The 25124-nt window shown below is 54.0% G+C and carries 26 protein-coding genes and 1 other annotated feature; of the genes, 14 read left to right on the top strand and 12 right to left on the bottom strand.

Going from position 1 to position 25124, the window contains the following annotated elements:
• Positions 1-59: 59 nt before the first annotated feature.
• Positions 60-1721 (bottom strand): DNA repair protein RecN, encoded by a 1662-nt coding sequence (gene recN / locus ACF8PE_RS19250; protein WP_032613276.1) that lies wholly within the window; start codon positions 1719-1721, stop codon positions 60-62.
• An 85-nt stretch (positions 1722-1806) separates the two neighbouring features.
• The gene (gene nadK, locus ACF8PE_RS19245; RefSeq protein ID WP_077227861.1) at positions 1807-2685 is read right to left on the bottom strand and encodes an NAD(+) kinase; all 879 of its coding nucleotides are present in this window, start codon (positions 2683-2685) and stop codon (positions 1807-1809) included.
• A gap of 121 nt (positions 2686-2806) precedes the next feature.
• Here nadK and grpE point away from each other — a divergent pair, with 121 nt between their 5' ends.
• Positions 2807-3400 carry a nucleotide exchange factor GrpE gene (gene grpE / locus ACF8PE_RS19240; protein WP_032613272.1) on the top strand — a complete coding sequence of 198 codons (594 nt, stop codon included), beginning with the start codon at positions 2807-2809 and terminating at the stop codon, positions 3398-3400.
• A gap of 53 nt (positions 3401-3453) precedes the next feature.
• Here the strand turns inward: grpE and ACF8PE_RS19235 are convergent, their stop codons facing one another.
• Together ACF8PE_RS19235 and ACF8PE_RS19230 are read right to left on the bottom strand one after the other, a co-directional pair.
• Entirely contained in the window at positions 3454-4740 is a 1287-nt protein-coding gene (locus tag ACF8PE_RS19235; RefSeq protein WP_032613269.1) for an HlyC/CorC family transporter, read from the bottom strand.
• Positions 4741-4758: 18 nt separating this feature from the next.
• A complete protein-coding gene (locus tag ACF8PE_RS19230; RefSeq protein ID WP_059307373.1) occupies positions 4759-5550 on the bottom strand; it encodes an inner membrane protein YpjD in 792 nt (263 codons plus the stop codon).
• 166 nt (positions 5551-5716) lie between these two features.
• Here ACF8PE_RS19230 and ffh point away from each other — a divergent pair, with 166 nt between their 5' ends.
• The 7 genes from ffh to ACF8PE_RS19195 all read left to right on the top strand — a co-directional run bounded on the left by ffh (position 5717) and on the right by ACF8PE_RS19195 (position 11331).
• Positions 5717-7078, top strand: a complete 1362-nt coding sequence (ffh, locus tag ACF8PE_RS19225; protein ID WP_032613265.1) for a signal recognition particle protein — start codon at positions 5717-5719, stop codon at positions 7076-7078.
• A 315-nt stretch (positions 7079-7393) separates the two neighbouring features.
• Positions 7394-7642 (top strand): 30S ribosomal protein S16, encoded by a 249-nt coding sequence (rpsP, locus tag ACF8PE_RS19220; RefSeq protein ID WP_022649067.1) that lies wholly within the window; start codon positions 7394-7396, stop codon positions 7640-7642.
• A gap of 15 nt (positions 7643-7657) precedes the next feature.
• Positions 7658-8194 (top strand): ribosome maturation factor RimM, encoded by a 537-nt coding sequence (gene rimM, locus ACF8PE_RS19215; RefSeq protein ID WP_370462877.1) that lies wholly within the window; start codon positions 7658-7660, stop codon positions 8192-8194.
• 30 nt (positions 8195-8224) lie between these two features.
• Complete coding sequence (gene trmD / locus ACF8PE_RS19210; protein WP_032613261.1) at positions 8225-8992, top strand: tRNA (guanosine(37)-N1)-methyltransferase TrmD; 768 nt, start codon at positions 8225-8227, stop codon at positions 8990-8992.
• A 41-nt stretch (positions 8993-9033) separates the two neighbouring features.
• Positions 9034-9381, top strand: a complete 348-nt coding sequence (gene rplS, locus ACF8PE_RS19205) for a 50S ribosomal protein L19 (protein WP_002914145.1) — start codon at positions 9034-9036, stop codon at positions 9379-9381.
• 130 nt (positions 9382-9511) lie between these two features.
• The gene (locus ACF8PE_RS19200; protein ID WP_032613259.1) at positions 9512-9901 is read left to right on the top strand and encodes a DUF2946 domain-containing protein; all 390 of its coding nucleotides are present in this window, start codon (positions 9512-9514) and stop codon (positions 9899-9901) included.
• A 62-nt stretch (positions 9902-9963) separates the two neighbouring features.
• On the top strand, positions 9964-11331 hold the full coding sequence (locus ACF8PE_RS19195) for a PepSY-associated TM helix domain-containing protein (RefSeq protein ID WP_392495181.1): 1368 nt from the start codon (positions 9964-9966) through the stop codon (positions 11329-11331).
• A 4-nt stretch (positions 11332-11335) separates the two neighbouring features.
• Here the strand turns inward: ACF8PE_RS19195 and ACF8PE_RS19190 are convergent, their stop codons facing one another.
• From ACF8PE_RS19190 to ACF8PE_RS19175, 4 genes are all read right to left on the bottom strand, one after another.
• Positions 11336-11818, bottom strand: a complete 483-nt coding sequence (locus tag ACF8PE_RS19190; protein ID WP_191152337.1) for an OmpA family protein — start codon at positions 11816-11818, stop codon at positions 11336-11338.
• A gap of 13 nt (positions 11819-11831) precedes the next feature.
• A complete protein-coding gene (dgcN, locus tag ACF8PE_RS19185) occupies positions 11832-13052 on the bottom strand; it encodes a diguanylate cyclase DgcN (RefSeq protein WP_032613252.1) in 1221 nt (406 codons plus the stop codon).
• Complete coding sequence (locus ACF8PE_RS19180; RefSeq protein ID WP_032613250.1) at positions 13045-13578, bottom strand: YfiR family protein; 534 nt, start codon at positions 13576-13578, stop codon at positions 13045-13047. Before ACF8PE_RS19180 ends, dgcN begins: the two co-directional genes overlap by 8 nt.
• A 150-nt stretch (positions 13579-13728) precedes the next feature.
• Entirely contained in the window at positions 13729-14103 is a 375-nt protein-coding gene (locus ACF8PE_RS19175) for a DUF2799 domain-containing protein (RefSeq protein ID WP_032613248.1), read from the bottom strand.
• Positions 14104-14317: 214 nt separating this feature from the next.
• Here ACF8PE_RS19175 and aroF point away from each other — a divergent pair, with 214 nt between their 5' ends.
• The 3 genes from aroF to ACF8PE_RS19160 are packed head-to-tail and all read left to right on the top strand — an operon-like array spanning position 14318 to position 17453.
• Positions 14318-15388, top strand: coding sequence for a 3-deoxy-7-phosphoheptulonate synthase AroF (aroF, locus tag ACF8PE_RS19170; protein ID WP_032613246.1), 1071 nt, complete (start codon positions 14318-14320; stop codon positions 15386-15388).
• Between the two features lie 10 nt (positions 15389-15398).
• Complete coding sequence (tyrA, locus tag ACF8PE_RS19165) at positions 15399-16520, top strand: bifunctional chorismate mutase/prephenate dehydrogenase (protein ID WP_103792473.1); 1122 nt, start codon at positions 15399-15401, stop codon at positions 16518-16520.
• A 60-nt stretch (positions 16521-16580) separates the two neighbouring features.
• Positions 16581-17453, top strand: a complete 873-nt coding sequence (locus ACF8PE_RS19160) for an SMP-30/gluconolactonase/LRE family protein (RefSeq protein WP_032613242.1) — start codon at positions 16581-16583, stop codon at positions 17451-17453.
• On the opposite strand, the gene pheA is transcribed toward ACF8PE_RS19160, so the two are convergent.
• The 4 genes from pheA to bamD form a co-directional block, all read right to left on the bottom strand.
• The gene (pheA, locus tag ACF8PE_RS19155) at positions 17450-18610 is read right to left on the bottom strand and encodes a bifunctional chorismate mutase/prephenate dehydratase (RefSeq protein WP_032613240.1); all 1161 of its coding nucleotides are present in this window, start codon (positions 18608-18610) and stop codon (positions 17450-17452) included. The genes ACF8PE_RS19160 and pheA overlap by 4 nt on opposite strands.
• Positions 18611-18640: 30 nt before the next feature.
• Positions 18641-18766: a sequence feature (Phe leader region), on the bottom strand.
• On the bottom strand, positions 18718-18765 hold the full coding sequence (locus ACF8PE_RS19150; protein ID WP_193767862.1) for a hypothetical protein: 48 nt from the start codon (positions 18763-18765) through the stop codon (positions 18718-18720). It overlaps the preceding feature by 48 nt.
• Before the next feature lie 110 nt (positions 18767-18876).
• Entirely contained in the window at positions 18877-19218 is a 342-nt protein-coding gene (gene raiA, locus ACF8PE_RS19145; protein ID WP_032613238.1) for a ribosome-associated translation inhibitor RaiA, read from the bottom strand.
• A 271-nt stretch (positions 19219-19489) separates the two neighbouring features.
• Entirely contained in the window at positions 19490-20227 is a 738-nt protein-coding gene (gene bamD / locus ACF8PE_RS19140) for an outer membrane protein assembly factor BamD (RefSeq protein WP_032613235.1), read from the bottom strand.
• 130 nt (positions 20228-20357) lie between these two features.
• On the opposite strand from bamD, the gene rluD reads away from it, so the two are divergent.
• The 3 genes from rluD to clpB all read left to right on the top strand — a co-directional run bounded on the left by rluD (position 20358) and on the right by clpB (position 24769).
• On the top strand, positions 20358-21338 hold the full coding sequence (gene rluD, locus ACF8PE_RS19135; RefSeq protein ID WP_059307378.1) for a 23S rRNA pseudouridine(1911/1915/1917) synthase RluD: 981 nt from the start codon (positions 20358-20360) through the stop codon (positions 21336-21338).
• Positions 21335-22066: a purine nucleoside phosphorylase YfiH gene (yfiH, locus tag ACF8PE_RS19130; protein ID WP_059307379.1), complete on the top strand. Its 732-nt coding sequence runs from the start codon at positions 21335-21337 to the stop codon at positions 22064-22066. Before rluD ends, yfiH begins: the two co-directional genes overlap by 4 nt.
• A 129-nt stretch (positions 22067-22195) precedes the next feature.
• Entirely contained in the window at positions 22196-24769 is a 2574-nt protein-coding gene (gene clpB / locus ACF8PE_RS19125) for an ATP-dependent chaperone ClpB (RefSeq protein ID WP_032613229.1), read from the top strand.
• Positions 24770-25124 lie beyond the last annotated feature (355 nt).

Genomic DNA, 25124 nt, shown 5'->3' with positions numbered 1-25124 from the left:
TGGCGGCAGGTCTGTCGGCGTTTTTATTGTTCTGTATGACCCTGAGATACCGAAAAAGTTTAGGCAGCTAGCAGTTCTTTCGCATTCGCCAGCGTGTTGCGGGTGACTTCGCTACCACCCAGCAGACGGGCCAGTTCCTGCAGACGAGCACGTTTGTCCAGCGGCTGCATGTGCGTTTCGGTCATCTCGCCGTCGGTTTCTTTGCTGACAAAGAAATGATGGTGGCCGCAACCGGCAACCTGCGGCAGGTGGGTCACACACATCACCTGAGTGGACTCGCCAAGCTGGCGCAGCAGTTTACCCACTACCGCCGCGGTCGGGCCGCTAATACCGACATCTACTTCATCGAAGATCAGCGCCGGGGTTTCCATTTTCTTCGCCGTGATCACCTGAATCGCAAGGGCGATACGCGACAGCTCACCGCCGGACGCGACGCGGGAAATAGCCTGCAGGGGCTGGCCTGGGTTGGTGGTCACGCGAAATTCAATGCGATCTGCACCTTCAGCCGTGAGGTGGTTGGCTTCAAACTTCACATCAATGGTGAAAACACCGTGCGGCATCGACAGCAGATGCATGCTCTCTGTGATGTGCTGACTGAGTTCCTGAGCGTAACGCTGACGAACATTGTGTAGCTGCGTAGCGGTTTCGATAGCCTGCTGATGATGCACGCTGACGGCCAGAGAAAGGGTTTCCAGCGAGTCGGCTTGATCGTCGAGCTGATTTTGCTCGTCCAGCAGGGACTGGTGGAAGTTCGGCAGCTCTTCCGGAGAAACGTGGTGCTTACGCGCCAGGGAAATTTGGCGCGAAATACGCTGTTCCAGCTCAAACAGACGGTTCGGATCGAGATCAAGACGCTCGCAGTAGTGGCGCAGCTCGTCACTGGCTTCGGAGATTTGAATGGCCGCCTCTTCCAGCATATCCAGCATGCCGGACACTTTGCTGTCCATTCCCGCCAGTTCGGTTACTAACTGACGTACGGAATAGAGCTGGCTTTGCAGATTCACTTCTTCGCCGTCGGCCAGTAAGGTCAGCGCCTGCTGGCCGGTGGAGAGCAGTTGCCCGCTGTTGGCGAGGCGCTTGTACTCTTCGTCGATCTGCTCAAACTCGCCCGGCTGCGGGCTAAATTCGTTCAACTCTTTCAGCTGATAGGCCAGCAGTTCGGCGCGCGCCGCGCGCTCCTGGCTCTGCTGTTGGTGCAGCGCCAGCTCACGGCAGCTTTGATGCCACTGACGATAGTGCGCCGCCATCAGTTGCATAAGGTCAGACTCACCGGCATAGCCGTCGAGTAAGGACTTCTGCTGATCGGGTTTGATTAATTGCTGATGGGCGTGCTGCCCGTGAATCTGGATTAACAGCTGACCCAATTCACGCAGTTGGGACAGAGGCACCGCAGTACCGTTGATGAAGCCACGAGAGCGACCGTCGCTATTAAGAACGCGGCGAAGTAAGCACTCACGACCATCTTCGAGCTGGTTCTGTTCAAGCCAGCGCAGGGCGGCAGGAGTATCTTTGAGGGAGAAACGGGCGCAGAGATCGGCACGGCTGGCGCCAGCGCGAACCATGTCGCCGTCGGCACGACCGCCAAGGCACAGCCCGAGCGCATCAATCGCAATGGATTTACCGGCACCGGTTTCCCCGGTGATAGCGGTCATTCCGCTGTTGAAATCAATTTCTAGCTCACGAACGATGGCGAAGTTGCTGATGGTCAGTTGTGCCAGCATAAACGTTTTCCTGTATGAAAAACCATAACTGTGTTTGTGTACAGTATAAACTGGTTTTTTATCCAGTAAAGTGCTGGATGCTATTTCAGAACAATTTTTTCGACCAGCCGAGCTTGGAGCTTAATGTATTGAAATAGCTGTAGTCTTTAGGGTGGATCAGATTCAGGTGGTAATCGCAGCGGCGGATCAGCACGTCTTCCCCTTCCTGTATCGGCAGCGCGATTTGGCTGTCGCAGCTGATCTCGAGGTCGTTACGGCGGTGAGAGAAACGCAGACGAATCGTGCTGCTGCTGTTGATCACCAGCGGGCGGGCTGAGAGGGTGTGAGGGAACATCGGCACTAACGTGATGGCATCCAGCGACGGCGTCAGGATCGGGCCGCCCGCCGAAAGCGAATAGGCCGTGGAGCCGGTGGGAGTAGAGATAATCAGGCCATCGGAGCGCTGCGAGAAGGCAAAGATTTCGTCGATATACACCTCAAACTCAATCATGTGCGCCACTTTTCCCGGATGCAGCACCACTTCATTAATCGCGGTGCTGATCCGCTTCTGGCAATCCTGCTGGCACACCTGGGCTTCCAGCAAAAAGCGTTTTTCACTGATGTAGTGGCCTTCCAGCACGTCTGCGAGCTGCTGCTGGGCGTTATCCGGGTCAAGGTCGGTCAAAAAGCCCAGGTTGCCACGGTTGATACCAATGACTTTAATGTCATAGCGGGCGAGGGTTCGCGCGGCACCGAGCATATTCCCGTCGCCCCCAACCACCACCGCCAGGTCGGCCTGCTGGCCGATTTCCGCCAGCGTGCCGGTTTTGACGTTTGTTAATTGCAGTTCCTGGGCAATCTGTTGTTCAACAATCACATCGTAGTTTTTGGCGCACAGCCAGCGATACAGCATTTCATGTGTCGTCAACGCAGTAGGGTGACGTGGATGACCGACAATCCCAATACACTTGAAATGGTTGCTCATTTTCTGAAGGTCCTTGTGCGAATGAATGATGACAATGTGGCTTGTTCCCTTGAATCCCGGAAACTGATCCCCATAATAAGCGAAGTTAGCGAGTTGAATGCAGAAAAACGCGGAGAAATTCATGAGTAGTAAAGAACAGAAAACGCCTGAGGGGCAAGCCCCGGAAGAAATTATCACGGAGCAGCACGAAGAGGTTGAAGCTACAGAGGCTGAGGCCGGTGCTGAGCAGGTGGATCCGCGCGATGAAAAAATTGCGAATCTGGAAGCTCAGGTAGTTGAAGCCCAGAATCGCGAGCGCGATGGCATCCTGCGCATCAAAGCGGAAATGGAAAACCTGCGTCGTCGTACCGAGCTGGACGTTGAAAAGGCGCATAAATTTGCGCTGGAGAAGTTCGTCAACGAACTGCTGCCGGTTATCGACAGCCTGGATCGCGCACTGGAAGTGGCGGATAAAGCCAACCCGGACATGGCCCCGATGGTTGAAGGCATCGAGCTGACACTGAAATCCATGCTCGACGTGGTGAAGAAGTTCGGCGTGGAAGTTGTTGCCGATACCAACGTGCCGATGGATCCAAACGTGCATCAGGCAATCGCGATGGTGGAATCTGAGGACGTTGCTGCTGGTAACGTGCTGATGGTGATGCAGAAAGGCTATACCCTGAACGGTCGTACCATTCGCGCGGCGATGGTCTCTGTGGCGAAAGCTAAGGCGTAATTTGCCTCTCGTAGTGCCGGGTGGCGGCTTCGCCTGACCCGGCCTACTCCAGTTTACTCCGCGACACTCTCCCTGAGCGGTTTCACCGGTAACACTCTCACCTGCTTAATCATATTGTCCTGTACGTCCAGGATATCAATATCATACTGGCCGATACGCACCCGTGTGCCCGCCGCCGGGATCTCCTCCAGCGCTTCCAGAATCATGCCGTTAATGGTACGGGCTTCCGCTTCCGGCATCTGCCAGTTAAAGGCTTTGTTCAGTTCGCGGACGTTTGCGCTGCCGTCAATCAGCACCGAGCCGTCGTTTTGCGGCGTGACCTCTTCAGCAAGGGAAGGGGACATGGACGTGGTAAAATCGCCCACAATCTCCTCCAGAATATCTTCTACCGTTACCAGCCCCTGGATATCGCCATACTCATCGACCACCAGACCCACTTTCTTTTTATTACGCTGAAATTTAATCAGCTGGGTGCTGAGTGGCGTGCCTTCCGGGATGTAATAAATCTCATCTGCCGCGCGCAGCATTACCTCTTTGGTGAATTCGTTTTTCTCGGTCATCAAACGATACGCTTCGCGTACGCGCAGCATGCTGATGGTGTCGTCCAGCGAATCGCGGTACAACACGATGCGGCCATGCGGGGAGTGGGTCAACTGGCGAACAATCGACTTCCAGTCATCGTTGATATCAATGCCCACGATCTCATTGCGCGGCACCATAATGTCGTCAACGCTGATCTTTTCCAGATCCAGTACCGACAGCAGCATATCCTGATTGCGGCGGGAGATTTGCGAGTGGGATTCATGCACGATGGTACGCAATTCATCTTTGCTCAGCGCACTGCTGATCGCCACATCCCCTTTAATGCCTACCATGCGCATCAGCACTCGCGTCACGCCGTTTAACAGCCAGACCAGGGGCATCATCAGAATGAGTAACGGTGCCAGCAGGAAGCTGCTGGGATAGGCCACTTTCTCGGGGTAGAGCGCGGCGATGGTCTTCGGCAACACTTCGGCGAACACCAGCACCACGAAGGTGAGCACGCCGGTGGCGATAGCGACCCCGGCGTTGCCATACAGACGCATGCCGACAATGGTGCCCAGCGCAGAGGCGAGAATGTTGACCAGGTTATTGCCGATAAGCACCAGGCTTATCAGGCGATCCGGTTTACGCAGCAGTTTTTCCACGCGACGGGCGGCCCGGTTACCCTGTTTGGCGCGATGACGTAACCGGTAGCGGTTCAGCGTCATCATGCCGGTTTCTGAGCCGGAGAAATAGGCGGAGATAACCACCATGACGATCAGGGTGACGATCAGCGTGGTGGTGGAGATGTGTTCCAGGGGGAACTCCTTGGTTGCTTAGCCGGCGATTTGTTGGATGACGCGGCTACCAAAATAAGCCATTGTCAGGAGGCCAGCTCCCGCAACGTTGAACCAGACCACGCGGCGACCGCGCCAGCCTTCATGATAATGGCCCCATAACAGGACAATATAGACAAACCACGCGATGATGGAGAGCACGGCCTTATCGATATTCTCCATACTGAAGAGATTTTGCATATAAAACAGGCCGGTACTTAGGGTGAGCGTCAGCAATACCACCCCGACTTGAGTGATGTGAAACATCTTGCGCTCGATGGTCATCAGCGGCGGCATTTCGTTACTGAACGCCAACTTTTTATTTTTGAGCTGGTAGTCAATCCAGGCCAGCTGGAGCGCGTACAGCGCGGCAATGATCAGCGTTGCATACGAGAACAGCGACAGGCCAATATGCACCATCATCCCGGGGGTAGTTTCCAGATGGGTGATGAACTCATTCGGCACAAAGGTAGCAAAGGCGAGGTTGATCAGCGCAAAGGCATAGACAATCGGCAACAACAGCCAGCCGCGATTTTTCGAGGCCACAATGGTCATCACCGTACAGATCATCAGACTGACCAGCGAACCGACGTTAAGCAGGCTCAGGTTTTGCCCGCTACCGTCGCCCGGCAGAATGCGCGCTTCGAGCGCAAAGGCGTGACTTATCAATGCGATGACAGCCGACAAAATAGCCATTCGCCGCCAGCCGCTGTTTTTTTGTAGCAGGCCAGGGATGATCAGCGCGAGGCTGACAGAGTACGCCACAAGGGCGATCAGTGCGAAAACAGGCATATAGGTGTCGACAGTTGTCCTGATGAGAAAGAGGTGCAGTATAACGTTACGTGAGGCGTGCTCCAACCGTTGCATAACAACAAAGGCGCCTTCATGTTATACTGCGGCAAAATTCTGTGTACGTGTCGCGCCAGCGACCTAACGTTTCTACCCCAGGCGAGAGACAATGTTTGATAATTTAACCGATCGTTTGTCGCGCACGCTGCGCAACATCAGCGGCCGTGGACGCCTTACTGAAGACAATATTAAAGAGACGCTGCGCGAAGTACGCATGGCGCTGCTTGAAGCAGACGTCGCGTTACCGGTCGTGCGTGATTTCATCAACCGTGTGAAAGAGAAAGCGGTTGGTCATGAAGTGAACAAGAGCCTGACCCCGGGTCAGGAGTTCGTCAAAATCGTTCGTAATGAACTGGTTTCGGCGATGGGCGAAGAGAACCAGAGCCTGAACCTGGCGGCGCAACCGCCGGCAGTGGTGCTGATGGCCGGTCTGCAGGGTGCGGGTAAAACCACCAGCGTCGGTAAGCTGGGTAAATTCCTGCGCGAAAAGCACAAGAAGAAAGTGCTGGTCGTCTCTGCCGACGTTTATCGCCCGGCGGCGATCAAACAGCTGGAAACCCTGGCTGAACAGGTTGGTGTGGAGTTCTTCCCATCCGACGTAGGACAAAAGCCGATCGATATCGTTAACGCGGCGCTGAAAGAAGCGAAGCTGAAATTCTTCGACGTGCTGCTGGTGGATACCGCCGGTCGTCTGCACGTTGACGAAGCGATGATGGACGAAATCAAGCAGGTGCATGCCGCGATCAAACCGGTCGAAACCCTGTTTGTTGTCGATGCGATGACCGGTCAGGATGCGGCCAACACCGCGAAAGCGTTCAATGAAGCGCTGCCGCTGACCGGCGTGGTGCTGACCAAAGTGGACGGCGACGCCCGCGGCGGTGCGGCGCTTTCGATTCGTCATATCACCGGCAAGCCGATCAAATTCCTCGGCGTGGGCGAGAAGACCGAAGCGCTGGAGCCGTTCCACCCGGATCGTATTGCCTCCCGTATCCTCGGCATGGGCGACGTGCTGTCGCTGATCGAAGATATCGAGAGCAAAGTTGACCGTGCGCAGGCCGAGAAGCTGGCGACCAAGCTGAAAAAAGGCGACGGCTTCGATCTGACCGACTTCCTGGAACAGCTGCGCCAGATGAAGAACATGGGCGGTATGGCAAGCCTGATGGGCAAGCTGCCGGGCATGGGCCAGATCCCGGACAACGTTAAATCGCAGATGGATGACAAAGTTCTGGTGCGGATGGAGGCAATTATCAACTCCATGACGCTGAAAGAGCGTGCCAAGCCGGAGATCATTAAAGGCTCCCGCAAACGCCGTATCGCGGCGGGCTGCGGGATGCAGGTCCAGGACGTTAACCGCCTTCTGAAACAGTTCGATGACATGCAGCGCATGATGAAGAAGATGAAGAAGGGCGGTATGGCCAAAATGATGCGTGGCATGAAAGGTATGATGCCGCCAGGATTCCCGGGCCGCTAAAACACGGGCATAGGTCTATCTTGTTTGCCAGTTTAGCCCCGGGGTGTGCTCGACAATACACAGTCGTGTTGTAAACGTCCTTCAGGACGGCCCGAAGGGCGAGCGGAGCGGGTAAATGCTTGCGTACTACCTGTACGCTCCGCTTTTTTGCACACCCTGACTGAACTGGCTGCAGCGATATACGTCTTATATCCCCTGTTTAAGAGATGCTGATTGCATTTTCCCCAGAAATCAGTAAAATTTTCGGGCTTTTAATATGACACCGGGCTCCTTCCCTCGATGGGGCCCGGTGTTTTATTCACACAAGAGGATGTTATGGTAACTATTCGTTTAGCACGTCACGGCGCAAAAAAGCGTCCGTTCTACCAGGTTGTTGTTACTGACAGCCGTAATGCACGCAACGGTCGCTTCATCGAGCGCGTTGGTTTCTTCAACCCACTGGCCTCTGGCGCAGAAGAAGAAACCCGTCTGGATCTGGATCGTATCGCTCACTGGGTTGGCCAGGGCGCTACTGTTTCCGATCGCGTTGCTACGCTGATCAAAGCAGCAAACAAAGCAGCTTAATCTGTCACGGTGGTCATGATGAGCAAAAAAGCACCTGTTGAACCGATTGTATTGGGCAAAATGGGTTCTTGCTACGGTATCCGTGGTTGGCTCAGAGTGTTTTCCTCCACCGAAGACGCCGAAAGCATTTTTGACTATCAGCCCTGGTTTATCCAGAAGGCGGGTCAGTGGCAAGAGGTCGAGCTGGAAAGCTGGCGTCACCACAATCAGGACATCGTTATCAAGCTGAAAGGCATTGACGATCGCGATGCCGCGAATGCACTGACCAATTGTGAAATTGTCGTGGATTCGTCGCAGTTGCCTGAACTGGAAGAGGGTTACTACTGGAAAGACCTTATTGGTTGCCAGGTGGTCACTACCGAAGGTTACGGTCTGGGGAAAGTCATCGATATGATGGAAACCGGATCCAATGACGTTCTCGTCATTAAGGCAAACCTGAAAGATGCGTTTGGCATCAAGGAGCGGCTGGTTCCGTTCCTCGATGGGCAGGTTATCAAGAAAGTCGATCTCGCTACTCGTACTATCGAAGTAGATTGGGATCCTGGTTTTTAAATTCTCCTGAAAACGGTAAAAGACGGCGCTATGTGGATTGGCATTATTAGCCTGTTTCCTGAAATGTTCCGCGCGATTACTGATTACGGGGTAACTGGCCGGGCAGTAAAAAATGGCCTGCTGAGCATCGAGAGCTGGAGTCCACGTGACTTCACGCATGACCGGCACCGTACCGTGGACGATCGTCCTTACGGCGGCGGACCGGGGATGCTCATGATGGTACAACCTTTAAAGGATGCCATCGCAGCAGCAAAAGCCGCGGCAGGTGAAGGCGCAAAGGTGATTTATCTGTCACCTCAGGGACGCAAGCTTGATCAAGCGGGCGTCAGCGAACTGGCAACGAATCAGAAAATAATTCTGGTTTGCGGTCGCTACGAAGGGATAGATGAGCGCGTAATTCAGACCGAGATTGACGAAGAATGGTCTATCGGCGATTACGTTCTCAGCGGTGGTGAGTTACCGGCAATGACGCTGATTGACTCGGTTTCCCGGTTTATTCCGGGGGTTCTGGGCCATGAAGCATCAGCAACAGAAGACTCTTTTGCTGACGGATTGCTGGACTGTCCACACTATACCCGTCCTGAAGTGTTAGAAGGGATGGAGGTTCCGCCAGTATTACTGTCGGGAAACCATGCCGAGATTCGTCGCTGGCGTCTGAAGCAGTCGCTGGGCCGTACCTGGCTTAGAAGACCTGAACTTCTGGAAAACCTGGCTCTGACTGAAGAGCAAGCAAAGTTGTTGGCCGAGTTCAAAAAAGAACACGCGCACCAGCAACAGAAACATGATGGGATGGCCTGAGGCCCCCGAATATCAGTTTACCCAGGATAAGAGATTAAATTATGAGCAACATTATTAAGCAACTTGAACAAGAGCAGATGAAGCAGGACGTACCTTCCTTCCGTCCGGGTGATACCGTGGAAGTGAAAGTATGGGTTGTTGAAGGTTCCAAAAAACGTCTGCAGGCATTCGAGGGCGTGGTTATCGCTATTCGTAACCGCGGTCTGCACTCTGCATTCACTGTTCGTAAAATTTCCAACGGCGAAGGCGTTGAGCGTGTCTTCCAGACTCACTCTCCGGTAGTTGACAGCATTGCTGTTAAACGTCGTGGTGCTGTACGTAAAGCTAAACTGTACTACCTGCGTGAGCGTACTGGTAAGTCTGCTCGTATTAAAGAGCGTCTGAACTAAGATTCGCTTAAGCGACATCCTGTAAAAAGGGCTGGCCGAAAGGCTGGCCCTTTTTTTATCCATCAGTGCTCTGTACGTTAACCTATCCTTCATAAATCGTTTACAATGTCCCCGCTCTAACGGAGGGTAAGTGACGACTAAACAGCATCAGGCACAGTGGCAACGTATCGCGGCAGGTCTCGCGTTATTTGCGATCCTGATGATCGTCTTCGCGCCGCTGGTTTCCGTCTCGTTGCAAAAAGATCCCATGAGCGCAATGCCCGGCATGCACCACGACATGAGCATGATGGCGGATCACCACCATGCACCGTCTGAAAGCATTCCTGTCGATCACGCCGAAGCCTGCGGTTACTGCGTACTGTTGGCCCACGTGCCGGGTGTCATCCTGGCGCTGGTACTGTTGTTATGCGCGGTCTTACTCAGACAGCGCCTCACGCCGCCACGACCTGCCGTACACCACTGGCATTTCTTCCCCTGGCTTTGTCCCGATACCCGCGCGCCACCGCAACTGTCTGCTTAATCCATCTAAAAATACGTACACCCCGGTGTACCGATAACTTTTTACCTTAGAAAAGGGAAAGCATGACTACCTGCACTCCGCGCGCAGCATGGGGCAACCTGTTGCGTCGTCTTCACTTCTATATTGGTCTGTTTGTCGGGCCGTTTATTTTTATCGCCGCGTTGTCAGGAACGCTGTATGTCGCCACGCCGCAGCTGGAAAACGCGCTGTATCATCATGCGCTTTACAGCGAGAGCGAGGGCACAGCGCGTCCCCTTGCTGAGCAAATTGCGGTAGCGGAAAAGGTCACCGGCGGAAAGCTGCAGCTGCAGGCGGTGCGTCCGGGCCTGGCATCACAGGAAACTACCCGGGTGATGTACATTGATCCGGCCCTGAAGCCTTCGGAAAACCGGGCCATCTTTATCGATCCGGTTAGCCTGGCGGTGCGCGGGGATATGACCGTCTACGGCACCAGCGGGATCCTGCCGTTCCGCCAGCAAATTGACTATCTGCATCGGTCTTTGCTACTCGGGGATGTGGGACGCCTTTACAGCGAGCTTGCCGCATCGTGGATGTGGATCGCCGCCCTGGGTGGGATTGCATTATGGTTCTATACCCGACCCAAACGGCGCATCAACAACCGTTTTCAGCAGCGCCGTCGTTTGCATGTATCCCTCGGCTGGAGCCTGTTGCTGGGCATGTTGCTCTTCTCGGCGACCGGCCTGACCTGGTCCCAGTGGGCGGGCGGTAACGTGGATAAACTGCGGGCAGAGATGAACTGGCTCACCCCGCAGGTTAATACGCAGCTGCATGGCCCGGCAGAGACCCCCGATCCGCATGCTGAGCACCACGGTCATCACATGACTATGCCCATGCCGGAAATGAAACCTGACCTGGCCCTCTATGACGGCGTACTGAAGGCGGCAAATGCGGCGGGAATTGATGCCAGCAAGCTGGAGATACGTCCGGCGAAGAAGGCTGCAATGGCGTGGACGGTAACGGAGATCGATCGCCGCTGGCCGACTCAGGTGGATGCGGTTGCCGTTGATCCCGCGACCCTGACCGTTGTCGATCACACCCGGTTTGCGGATTATCCGTTGATGGCCAAACTGACCCGTTGGGGCGTGGATTTCCACATGGGGGTGCTGTTTGGCCTGCCAAACCAGCTGCTGCTCATCGTCTTTGGTCTCGCGCTGTGCATCATGATTGTGTGGGGATACCGGATGTGGTGGATGCGCCGGCCACGGCAGGCGGCAACGGATCCCGCGCAGACACTGTGTCAGAGCTGGCTGGCGTTGCCGCTGGGGGGGCGCGTAGTTTCTTTGGCTATCAGCGTAGCACTGGGGCTTATGATGCCGGTAATGGGCTGTAGCCTGGCGCTGTTTGTCATCATTGACTGGCTGCGCTGGCGCGCGGCATCCAGGTTATCCCTCGCCAAATCGACGAAATAACGACTCAGGGCGTGCTGATTACGACCGCCACGCGGCGGTTTTCGGCACGCCCCTGGGCAGTTTTATTATCCGCGACAGGATATTGCTTACCTAATCCCTGGGTTGTGAGATTGCTGCGTGGAATACTGGCTCCCTGCGCCCAGGCATCGGCAACCACATCCGCCCGCTTCAGGGACAACGCTTTGTTGTAGCTCTCTTCGCCGTAATTATCGGTATGCCCGTCCATGCGTGCGTGCTTGAGCCCCGTTGCGGCAAGACGGGCAGCCATGCTTTTGATCTGCTGCTCACTCTCAGGCTGCAGTTTATATTCGTTTTTACCAAACAGAATCTTCGCGGAGAGGCCAAGCGACCAGTCACCGTTCATTTCATTAAAGCCGTAAGACTTCATGGCGGCGACCTGCTCAGGGCTAAATTTGCCCTGTGGCGTCTGGCACCCGGCCAGTAGCATGGATGCCATAACGAGCGGTTTGATGTATCGCCTTAACATGATGTGTTCCTTTCTACGATGTGATTTTCGAACGCTGGTGCTTCACCGAATACATATTTCGGTCGGCTTGCTCTACTAACGCTTCAACAGAGTGATGCTGCCAGCTCAGCGCGTAGCCAATGCTAAGCGACATCCGGGAGGAGAACCCGTTGTGCAGTTCATAGGACGGGCTGAATTGTTGTGTCAGTGCGGCGCAGAGGCGTAATACCTCGTGCTCCGAATGGACGTCATACAGGATGATGGCAAACTCATCCCCGCCCAGACGGTAAGACTGATGTTGTTCGCCGCCAAACTCGACCATTCTGCGGGCCACTTCAATCAGCACTGCATCGCCCGCGGCATGGCCCCAGGTATCGTTAATACGCTTAAAGTCATCGCCATCAAGGAAGAGCAGGGCGGAGTGGGTTCGCGCAGAGAAATCATTCATCAGCGCAGCAATGCGGATGCGAAAAGCGGCCCGGTTAGCCAGACCGGTGAGGGGATCGTGCATGGCGGTACGCATCAGTTGGGCGTTTTTGGCCTGCAATTTTAGCTGCCACTCTTCCATCTCATCCAGCAGGCTGTTGAAGTCCTGGCCGAAGCGATGAAATTCTTCAATGCGCTCCTGAGAAACCCGGCGGGAGAAGTTCCGGTTTGAACGCACGTCGTGCACCACATCGGTAATGTTTTGCAGGGCGGTCACAACGCCAATATGCAGGGTGCGGGTGATGGTTAATGCCACCAGAGAGGCAAACATGATGCAGCCTGTTAATACCGCCAGCGACGTCCAGAGGAAGTGGCTGATCAGGCTATCCCGTGCGGTGAGGTGTAACTCACCAATCGGCAAATTATTATGCCAGACGCGCTGTCTGATGGGATGCGGGAATAACCACTGGCTGACCAGCTGGCTGAGCGGATCTGCGTCACTGTTCGGCCCCATCGACCACGCGGCAAAACGATTATCGTCGCGATCCAGCAATTCTGCCGCTGAGATTTGCCCTTGCTTGCCGAGGGAGGCCAGCGCTTCGTTGGCGGCGGCAGCATCATTGAAGACCAGCGTCGCCTCCAGGCTGCGGCTCATGGTGGCGCTGGTTAATTCAAGGTTACGTTGAGCATACTGTTTTAGCGTGACCACAGAAGCAATGCACAATAATAGCCAGACGAGCGTCATGGTAATGAGGACGCTAATAATACTGATGCGCCGCAGAGTCCTTTTGAATGTTGGACGCGGCGCTGAGGAAATTCCCTTATTCATGCTTTTTATTCCGTGCGAGCATTAGCACATCAGGATTGACTCTGACTCCGCTGCGCGACAGCACATCCAGATTGACGGAAAATCTTACTCTGGCACTGTCTATTATCAGGCAGAAAGCACTACCTATAAGGCATTGCGGATTTTGCTCCGCGATTAATAGTAACGGTCGGGCATGAAACGCCTGGCTTAATTCAAGCTGGTGGCTCGGGGATTCACTGCCAAAATAGAGCGCATGACATTCTGCACTCATTGCTTCCCGATCATCATGAATAAGCACGGGGGTGTAGGGCAGCGTGTCCGGGCCATCGGCACTGAGCGCTTCAACATAGCCGGAAGTGGCGAAAATACACAGATTCGGCTTGCCAGAGAGTGCAGGCCAGCGGGTATAACTGACGATCCCGGAGACAATAGTGCGAACCGATTTATCCGTTTCGGATAATGTTGCGCCAATAGCGAGTCCGCAGGGCAGTGATAACAACAGTACCAATGCCGCCCGATACCAGGAGATAAGAAATAAGTTACACACCAGAATCCGCCACACCACTCTGGAAATAGTCGTTCTTGAGTTTCGCGGGCAGAATAGCATTTTTTACCCGTACAGTCATTATGCCAAAAGCCTGTGTAGTGGCTTAAGGACAATCTTACTTACTTAATTAACGGGTTGGCGTTGATAAAATTAATTTAAACGGCTGGCTTTGGTTCCTTCATCCATTCCCTGTTTCCAGGCAGTTCGCAGGGCAGTGGCGTTTTCGGCAGTGTCACAGCTGGCGGGGAATATTCGGCCAGCTAATCCCCAGGCGTATACAAAGTTTTCCTGACATATTTTCTCTTGCCCGTCTTTATATCCGCTGAGATAAGCCCGGCGATCCACTTTGGGATCGTTAAAATTAGCAGCAAGGGATTCATTGGATTTTACCGCCACGCCATTCATGGCGTCTTCTTTACCGGCACTCTGCCAGTCGGTTCCCGTCCAGTGTGGTTGATGGGTGTAAGGATCGATCTGGCAGGCAGTTAAAAACAGGCACAGCGTCGAGGTAATAATCAGGCGCATAAGACATTCTCCCTTTTCCATTGAGCATAGCCTGGCGTGGTCAACGCACACTGTAATTTTTACGTTACACGTTAATCGAATGTTTTTTGCTTTAAAGTGGGTGTTGTAAAGTATTATTTACGTATTTTGGATTGAAATCTTTACTTGGTGTGGTATCGTTGGGCTTCCTCATCGAGGAAACTACTATCGCAAACGAGCTTCCAGGATCGCAATCATGCAAAAAGACGCGCTGAATAACGTACATATTAGTGATGAACATGTTTTGATCACCCCGGATCAACTGAAAGCGGAATTCCCGCTGAGCGTTGAACAAGAGGCGCAAATTGCGCACTCCCGCCAGACCATCTCTGACATTATTGCCGGCCGCGATCCGCGTCTGCTGGTCGTCTGTGGTCCGTGCTCCATTCATGATCCAGAAACTGCCATCGAATATGCGCACCGCTTTAAAGCCCTGGCCGAGGAGGTCAGCGATAGCCTCTACCTGGTCATGCGCGTCTATTTTGAAAAACCTCGTACCACCGTCGGCTGGAAAGGGTTGATTAACGATCCGCACATGGATGGCTCGTTTGATGTGGAAGCAGGCCTGAAGATTGCGCGTAATCTTCTGGTGGAACTGGTTAGCATGGGGCTGCCGCTGGCAACAGAGGCGCTGGATCCGAACAGCCCGCAATACCTGGGCGATCTGTTCAGCTGGTCAGCGATTGGCGCCCGTACTACCGAGTCGCAGACGCACCGTGAGATGGCATCGGGCCTCTCCATGCCGGTCGGCTTCAAAAACGGCACCGACGGTAGTCTGGCAACCGCTATCAACGCCATGCGTGCCGCCGCTATGCCGCACCGTTTTGTCGGTATCAACCAGGCCGGCCAGGTCTGTCTGCTGCAGACCCAGGGCAACCCGGATGGCCATGTCATCCTGCGCGGCGGCAAAGCGCCGAACTACAGCCCGGCAGATGTGGCCCAGTGTGAAAAAGAGATGGAACAGGCAGGACTGCGCCCGGCGCTGATGGTAGATTGCAGTCATGGTAATTCCAATAAAGATTACCGTCGTCAGCCTGCGGTGGCGGAATCCGTCGTCGCGCAGATTAAAGATGGCAACCGTTCGATTATTGGTCTGATGATTGAAAGCAATATCCATGAAGGCAATCAGTCATCTGAACAGCCGCGCAGCGCCATGAAACACGGGGTTTCCGTGACCGATGCCTGCATTAGCTGGGAAACCACCGACGCGCTGCTGCGTGAGATCCACAAAGATTTGAACGGCCAGTTGGCGACGCGTCTGGCTTAAGAGGTTTGTTATGGTTGCTGAATTGACCGCCTTGCGCGATCAAATTGACGAGGTGGATAAGGCGTTACTGGATCTGCTGGCGCGCCGGATGTCGCTGGTCGCTGAAGTTGGCGAAGTGAAAAGTAAATACGGTTTACCGATTTACGTGCCGGAGCGCGAAGCCTCCATGCTGGCATCCCGGCGAAAAGAGGCCGAGGCGCTGGGCGTTTCGCCAGATCTGATTGAAGATGTGCTGCGCCGCGTGATGCGGGAATCTTACTCCAGCGAAAACGACAAAGGATTTAAAACCCTCTGTCCGACGCTGCGTCCGGTAGTGATTGTCGGTGGCGGCGGGCAGATGGGGCGTCTGTTTGAGAAGATGCTCACGCTCTCGGGCTATCAGGTGCGCATTCTCGAAAAAGAGGATTGGGCGCAGGCGCAGACCATGGTGGCCGATGCGGGCATGGTTATTGTCAGCGTACCGATTCATGTCACTGAAGAGATTATTGCTAAATTGCCACCGCTGCCGGAAGACTGCATTCTTGTCGATCTGGCTTCGGTAAAAAATGGCCCGCTGCAGGCGATGCTGGCCGCGCATAACGGCCCGGTGCTGGGCCTGCACCCGATGTTCGGCCCGGACAGCGGCAGCCTGGCAAAGCAGGTCGTCGTCTACTGCGATGGCCGTCAGCCAGAGGCCTACCAGTGGTTCCTGGAGCAGATTCAGGTGTGGGGCGCGCGGTTGCACCGGATCAGCGCCGTCGAACATGATCAGAACATGGCCTTTATCCAGGCGCTGCGCCACTTCGCAACCTTTGCGTATGGTCTGCATCTGGCGGAAGAGAATGTCCAGCTTGAGCAGTTGCTGTCGCTGTCGTCACCTATCTATCGCCTGGAACTGGCAATGGTTGGCCGACTGTTTGCCCAGGATCCGCAACTGTATGCCGATATTATTATGTCTTCAGGCAACAATCTGGCGCTGATCAAGCGTTACTACCAGCGTTTTGGTGAGGCGATTACCCTGCTGGAGCACGGCGATAAGCAGGCGTTTATCGACAGCTTCCGTAAAGTTGAACACTGGTTTGGCGATTATGCCCAGCGCTTCCAGAGCGAAAGTCGCATTCTGCTGCGGCAGGCGAATGACAGTCGCCAGTAATCTGATGATGTATATACTGAAAGCCAGCACTGCTGGCTTTTTTCATTTTGGGGATTTGTCATGGCTGAACCACGCGTTCTGTTTGAATACACGGGGCACTTACCGGAGTGTCCGACCTGGAGCGAAGCGGAAAGCGCCCTCTACTGGGCCGATATTCTGGAAGGCGAGATCCACCGCTATCACCTTCCCACTGGTGAACATACGGTTTTATCCTTCCATGAAGAGGTGGGCTGTTTCGCGCTGCGCGAGGGGGGAGGCTTTATTGTCGCCATGCGCACGGGCATCTGGCTGGCGGATAAACACGGCCTGTTGCAACGTAAGGTTTGTGATAATCCGTCAAACCCGCAGCTGGCGCGTTTTAATGACGGGGGAACCGATCATTTCGGCCGCTTCTATGCTGGCACCTTCTGGGCGCCGGGCGACTACAACGGCGCTCTGTTAATGCGGATCGATAACGACCTGACGCCGGAGGTTATCCAGTGTGATATCCACGGTCATAATGGTCTGGCATTCAGCGACGACAAACGCTGGATGTACACTTCCGACACCCCTAACGCGGTGATCTATCGCACGCCGCTGGACGAGCAGGGTGAGCCGGGGAAACGGGAGGTCTTTCGTCGGTTCAAGCCGGGAGAGGGGATCCCGGACGGTGCGGCAGTGGATGCAGAGGGGTGTTACTGGAGCGCACTGTTTGACGGCTGGCGGATCGCCCGCTTTTCACCGCAGGGTGAACAGCTGGAGGAATATCGCTTGCCGGTGCGCTGCCCAACGATGGTTTGTTTCGGGGGCGATGATATGAAGACGCTGTTTATCACCACCACCCGTGAGAATATGGAGCCAGAGGAAGTGGCGGCATATCCGCTTTCCGGGGCCATTTTCACCCTGCCCGTCAGCGTGGCAGGCGTGAAAAAAGGCCCGTTTATTGCGCGTTAAACCGGATCCACCGGGACCACGTTTTCGCTCGGATAGCAGCCCAGCACTTTCATCGAGCGGGTGATCTCACCCAGTTCACGCAGGGCTTTCTGCAGGGACGCAGACTCCAGGTTGGCCTGAATATCGAGATAGAACATCTCTTCCCATGGATTGCCATGAATCGGACGCGATTCCAGTTTGGTCATAATAAGATTGTGATTGCGCAGGACCAGCAGGGCTTCTACCAGCGCACCCGCCTGCTGTCCGGTCGCCATCAGCAGGGTGGTTTTGGCCGGGACCTGATCGGAGACATTGATCGCCTTACGTGCCAGCACGATGAAACGGGTGATGTTTTGCGTCTGGTTCGCCAGGTTACGCTCCAGCACCTGTAATCCATACAGCGCGCCACCCGCTTCGCTGCCAAGGGCAGCCACGGTTGGGGAATTGGCCTGCGCGACCTTTTCCATTGCTGCTGAGGTGCTTTCGGTATACTCAATTTTCCAGCCTGGATAACGATTCAGGAACTGACTGCACTGCTGGAAAGGTTGCGGGTGGCTATAGACGGTCTCGATTTTGTCGAGGTCTGTGGTGCCGGATACCAGCACGCAGTGATCAATAGGGATCGTCATCTCGCCAACCAGCGACAGGGTGGTGTGCTGGAGCAAATCGTAAACGTCATTGATCGCCCCGGAACTGGTGTTCTCGATTGGCACAACAGCGTAATCCGCTTGTCCGGTCTCCACCTGATTAAAAATATCCGCGAACTTCGCGCAGCCGCTTTCAATAAACTCTTCGAAATGACGGGCCGCATACTGACGCGCGGCAAGGTGGGAATAGGAACCTTTCGGCCCCAGGAAGGCAATACGCGCCGAATGCGGGTTAGTTTTGTTTAGATGCTGTTGCAGCAACGCCTGCTGCGTGAGGACGGAATCTTCAATAATCAGCTGGAACAGGCGGGTGATGTAGTGCGCGTCGAGATGGTGGGTTTTGCCGAGAGCGATCAGGCGTTCCAGCAGGTCGCGCTCCCTGTCGATGTCGCGTACCGGACGATGCGAGGCCAGCTTTGCTTTTCCTACCTCCACGGCCAGCGCGCGGCGTTCGGCCAGCAGCGACAGCAATTTCTCATCCAGAGCGCTGATCTTGTCGCGCAAATCCAGTAACGGGTTTTCCGGTGTCATAGCGTTGCCTTAATTATATTATCGTTATCAATAAAAAAGGCCTCCCGGGGTGGGAGGCCTTGTTGTTCGTCTTCGCATTCTTTATCACACGACGAAACGCCTCCCAATCAGGGGAAGGTAAAAAAGAATGCGAAGAAAAACGGTTTTACAGTCATGAATGATTCCTTCAGAAGACAGACTTAAAGTACCTGTACTGTTTTCACCCTGTCAATAAAAAACAAAAAACGCGCCCGAAGGCGCGTTGGCGATAGACTCAATGTAAAGGATTATTCATCTTCAACTTCTTCTGCGAAGCTGGCGTCTTTCACCGATGTTGTGGCGCGACGGGCTTCACCTTTGTGTTGCACTTTATTGAGCTGCCGTTCCAGCTTGTTAATCAAATCGTTGATGGCGGTGTACATATCCTCATGTTTCGCGCTGGCGACCAGATGGCCGTTTGGAGTATTGATAGTTGCGTCAGCGATGAAACCTTGTGGCTCCTTAGAGAGAATGATATGTGGGTTAATCAAGTGTGTTTGCCATTTATCCAGTTTGGCGAGACGGTCTGCGACGTGCTGGCGGATAGCCGGAGTAATTTCCATTTGTTTACTGGTAATGTTCATTGTCATAAATTTTACCTCTTGTCTTTCCCGTCTTGGTGATTCCAGCATACCGTTCTTAATGTCAATTTGTGTGATCCAAATCACATTTTAATGTCACTTTTTGTCAATGGATTCTTTTTGTGAGGCAGGACAGGAAGAAGCAACTTTTACCTTGTCGTTATAAGAAATTACGGCCATAGTTGATAGGATTGATGCGAGCTAAACCGGTTCAGCATAGTCCGAAAATGCATAAAAAAACGGCAGCCCTTAGGCTGCCGTTTTGCATCTTAACGAAGAATCAGGTGTTGCTGCTGTTAGCGGCGATGATCTTCGCGACTTTATCAGCCTGAGATGTCATCTGCAGCTCGCGGTAGGCATTTTCCATCAGCTTCAGACCATCGCGTGTTGCCTGAGTATCCGGGTAATCACGCAGCATACCTTCAACACGGTTCACAACGGCAACGTATGCGCCACGGCGGGTATAGTATTCCGCAACGGAGTATTCGTATTTCGCCAGACGATCTTTCAGGAACACCAGACGTTTGCTGGCATCCGTTACGTACTGGCTGTTCGGATAGCCACGTACCAGTTTAGAGAAGTCATTGAACGCATCGCGGGCGTGCTGAGGGTCACGGTCTGAACGGTCAACACCGAAGAAGCCTTGCAGCGCGCTGTCATCCAGTGCCATGTTGGTCAGGCCGCGCATATACATGACGTAATCGATATTAGGATGGGTCGGATTCAGACGCATGAAGCGATCAATCGTCGCCTGGGCCAGTGGCAGATCGGCATTTTTATAGTAGGCGTAGATCAAATCCAACTGTACCTGCTGGGAATACGGGCCAAATGGATAACGATTATCCAGCGCTTCCAGTTGCGTTATCGCCTGTTTCCAGTTACCGTCCTGCAGCTTTTGCTGAGCAGTCGCATAGATTTCATTCGGCGGATTGTCAGGGACCTGTTCATTCGAACCGGAGCAGCCGACCAAAGCCAGGCTCAACGTGGCCGCTGCCACCAGATATTTCATGCGCGTCATGACGTTTTGACTTTCCTCAAATGTTTGTCCGGGAGAATCTCTTTCCTGCTCCCGATTAAGACCAGCTACAATAGCACACTATATTAAACGGCAAAGCCGTAAAACCCAACGTTAAACGAAGAAGCAGTCTATGGCACAACGAGTAGAACTCACCGCAACAGTCTCCGAAAAACAACTCGGACAACGCTTAGATCAGGCTTTGGCCGAAATGTTCCCTGATTATTCGCGTTCACGTATAAAAGAATGGATCCTTGACCAGCGCGTGCTGGTAAACGGCAAGATCTGGGACAAGCCTAAAGAGAAAGTGTTGGGTGGGGAAGTGGTCGCCATCAATGCTGACATCGAAGAAGAAGTTCGTTTCGAGCCTCAGGATCTCCCACTGAATATCGTCTACGAAGATGACGACATTTTAGTGATCAACAAGCCACGTGATTTTGTTGTACACCCTGGCGCAGGCAACCCTGACGGCACCGTGCTGAATGCGCTGCTGCACTACTATCCGCCAATCGCTGATGTACCGCGTGCGGGTATCGTGCACCGTCTGGATAAAGACACCACCGGCCTGATGGTCGTTGCGAAGACCATTCCGGCGCAAACGCGTCTGGTAGAGTCGCTGCAGCTGCGTGAAATCACCCGTGAATACGAAGCGGTCGCGATTGGGCATATGACTTCCGGCGGTACGGTTGAGCAGCCTATCAGCCGCCACCCAACCAAGCGTACCCATATGTCCGTTCATCCGATGGGTAAACCGGCGGTTACGCACTATCGCATCATGGAACATTTCCGCATCCATACACGTCTGCGTCTGCGTCTGGAAACCGGCCGTACTCACCAGATCCGTGTGCACATGTCGCATATTACCCATCCGCTGGTGGGCGATCAGTTGTACGGTGGCCGTCCGCGTCCGCCGAAAGGTGCCTCAGAAGAGTTTATCGCGATGCTGCGTAAATTCGATCGCCAGGCTCTGCATGCAACCATGCTGCGTCTCTATCATCCAATCACCGGGATCGAGATGGAGTGGCATGCGCCAATCCCACAGGATATGGTGGATCTGATCGACGCCATGCGCGCTGATTTCGAAGAACATAAGGACGCCGTGGACTGGTTATGACCAAACTGATTGTCCCGCAGTGGCCGGCGCCAGCAGGCGTGGCGGCCTGCAGTTCCACCCGCATCGGGGGTGTCAGTGAGGGTGCCTGGGAGTCATTAAACCTGGGCGCGCACTGTGGCGACGATCTCAACCATGTGGAAGAGAATCGTCAGCGCATGTTTGCTGCGGGTCAGTTGCCGTCGAAACCGGTCTGGCTTGAGCAGGTTCATGGTACGGCTGTTCTCAGGCTTACCGGGGAACCCTATGCCTCGAAACGCGCCGACGCCTCTTACAGTAATACGCCCGGCACGGTATGTGCCGTTATGACAGCCGACTGCTTGCCCGTACTTTTCTGCAACCGTGCAGGCACCGAAGTGGCTGCAGCCCATGCTGGCTGGCGCGGGTTGTGTGCTGGCGTGCTGGAAGAAACGGTTGCCTGCTTTGCTGACAGCGCGGATAACATTCTTGCCTGGCTCGGCCCGGCGATTGGCCCGCAGGCTTTTGAAGTAGGTTCCGACGTTCGTGAAGCCTTTATGGCCCACGATCCGCAGGCAGAGAGTGCTTTTCGCCCGGTGGGGGAGAAGTACATGGCCGATATTTATCAGCTTGCCCGTCAACGCCTGACCCATCTCGGCATCAGCCAGATCTATGGCGGCGATCGCTGCACTTTCACCGAAAAGGGTGATTTCTTTTCCTATCGCCGCGACAAGACGACCGGGCGTATGGCAAGTTTCATTTGGCTGATATAACCTATAGAATCAAGACGATCCGGTACGCGCCGTTTTCTTTTCGCATAATTCAGGTCATTCACCTTGAATAATTGAGGGATGACCTCATTTAATCTCCAGTAGCAATTTTGACCTGTTATGGGAGGAGTTATGCGTCTGGATCGTCTTACTAATAAATTCCAGCTTGCTCTCGCTGATGCCCAGTCACTCGCACTGGGGCACGACAACCAGTTTATCGAACCTCTTCATCTCATGAGCGCCTTACTGAATCAGGAAGGGGGATCGGTACGTCCTTTACTTACGTCTGCCGGCATTAATGCGGGCCAGTTACGCACAGCCATCGATCAGGCATTGAGCCGTCTACCTCAGGTAGAAGGCACGGGCGGTGATGTCCAGCCGTCTCAGGATCTGGTTCGCGTACTGAATCTTTGCGACAAACTGGCGCAGAAACGCGGCGACAATTTTATTTCGTCAGAGCTGTTTGTTCTGGCGGCGCTTGAATCACGTGGCACATTGACCGACCTGCTGAAAACGGCCGGTGCAACTACGGCTAATGTGACGCAGGCGATTGCACAGATGCGCGGAGGTGAGAACGTGAACGATCAGGGTGCCGAAGACCAGCGTCAGGCATTGAAGAAATATACGGTCGACCTGACCGAGCGTGCTGAGCAGGGCAAGCTTGACCCGGTCATTGGCCGTGACGAAGAGATTCGCCGTACCATTCAGGTACTGCAGCGCCGGACCAAAAATAACCCGGTCCTGATCGGTGAGCCGGGTGTCGGTAAAACCGCCATTGTCGAAGGGTTAGCGCAGCGTATCGTTAATGGTGAAGTCCCGGAGGGCTTGAAAGGCCGTCGCGTACTCGCGCTGGATATGGGTGCGCTGGTGGCGGGTGCAAAATACCGGGGTGAATTCGAAGAGCGCTTAAAAGGCGTACTTAACGATCTGGCCAAACAGGAAGGTAACGTCATCCTGTTTATTGATGAACTGCACACCATGGTCGGTGCCGGTAAAGCCGACGGTGCCATGGATGCCGGGAACATGCTGAAACCGGCGCTGGCACGCGGTGAGCTGCACTGCGTTGGGGCTACCACGCTGGATGAGTATCGTCAGTACATTGAGAAAGATGCCGCGCTGGAGCGTCGCTTCCAGAAAGTCTTTGTGGCTGAACCGACAGTGGAAGATACCATCGCCATTTTGCGTGGTTTGAAAGAGCGGTATGAGCTGCACCACCACGTGCAGATCACCGACCCGGCTATCGTGGCGGCAGCAACGTTGTCACATCGTTATATTGCCGACCGGCAGTTACCGGACAAAGCGATCGACCTTATCGATGAGGCCGCTTCCAGTATTCGCATGCAGATTGATTCAAAACCGGAAGAGCTGGACAGACTCGATCGGCGCATTATCCAGCTCAAGCTTGAGCAGCAAGCGCTGAAGAAAGAGTCGGATGAAGCGAGTAAAAAGCGTCTGGATATGCTTAATGAAGAGCTGGAGGATAAAGAGCGCCAATATTCCGGCTTAGAAGAGGAGTGGAAAGCGGAAAAAGCCTCCCTTTCCGGCACTCAGACGATCAAAGCCGAACTGGAGCAGGCGAAAATAGCGATCGAGCAGGCACGTCGCGTGGGCGATCTGGCGCAGATGTCTGAGCTGCAGTACGGCAAAATTCCTGAGCTGGAAAAACAGCTTGCAGCCGCAACGCAGCTGGAAGGTAAAACCATGCGTCTGTTACGTAATAAAGTGACGGAAACAGAAATTGCCGATGTGCTGGCGCGCTGGACCGGTATCCCGGTTGCCAGAATGATGGAGAGCGAACGCGACAAATTATTGCGAATGGAAGAAGACCTTCATCATCGCGTTATCGGTCAGGATGAAGCGGTTGAAGCGGTATCGAATGCCATCCGCCGTAGCCGTGCAGGTTTGTCCGATCCTAACCGCCCGATTGGTTCCTTCCTGTTCCTCGGCCCGACTGGGGTAGGTAAAACGGAACTGTGTAAAGCGCTGGCGAACTTTATGTTCGATAGCGATGATGCGATGGTGCGTATCGACATGTCCGAGTTTATGGAGAAACATTCTGTGTCGCGCCTCGTGGGGGCACCTCCAGGATATGTCGGTTATGAAGAGGGCGGATATCTGACAGAAGCGGTTCGCCGTCGTCCGTATTCCGTCATCCTACTGGATGAAGTGGAGAAGGCGCACCCGGATGTGTTCAATATTCTGTTGCAGGTATTGGATGATGGTCGCCTGACGGACGGGCAGGGGAGAACGGTCGATTTCCGTAATACGGTTGTCATTATGACCTCAAACCTCGGTTCCGATCTGATTCAGGAACGTTTTGGCGAACTCGATTACGGCCATATGAAGGATCTGGTGATGGGCGTGGTTAGCCACAGCTTCCGTCCTGAGTTTATCAACCGTATCGATGAAGTCGTGGTCTTCCATCCTCTGGGTGAAAAACACATTGCGTCGATTGCCCGTATTCAGCTGCAGCGGCTGTATAAGCGTCTTGAAGAGCGTGGCTATGAAATGCATATTGCGGATGACGCACTGCAACTGCTGAGTGCAAATGGTTACGATCCGGTGTACGGGGCGCGTCCTTTGAAACGTGCCATTCAGCAACAGATAGAAAACCCGCTGGCTCAGCAAATCCTTTCCGGGAAGCTGCTTCCAGGCAAACCGATACAGCTGGTGAAGAAAGAAGACCAGATTGTGGCAGTGCAGTAAGTCACAAAAAAGCAAAAACGAGCCTCCAGAGGCTCGTTTTTGTTTAAAAACCAGGCAAGAATAGAGGCCTGAATGCGTAATTGCCTGGAAATTGAGCGGTCAGCAAATAATTTTCATTTTATGCTTGCCAGCCCAAAAGAACTGCCTATAATGCGCCTCCACTGACACGGAACAACGGCAAACAAGCCGCCGGGTCAGCAGAGAAAAGCGTGAAATAATCGCTTGACTCTGAAAGAGGAAAGCGTAATATACGCCACCTCGCAACGGTGAGCGAAAGCCGCGTTGCACTGCTCTTTAACAATTTATCAGACAATCTGTGTGGGCACTCAAAGTGACATGGATTCTTAATGTCTCC

It is taken from the genome of Leclercia sp. GLN_9, from assembly GCF_043105735.1.
Lineage (GTDB): Bacteria > Pseudomonadota > Gammaproteobacteria > Enterobacterales > Enterobacteriaceae > Enterobacter > Enterobacter adecarboxylatus.
Note: the sequence above shows the minus strand (reverse complement) of the source record. Positions and strands in the feature narration are given on the sequence as shown.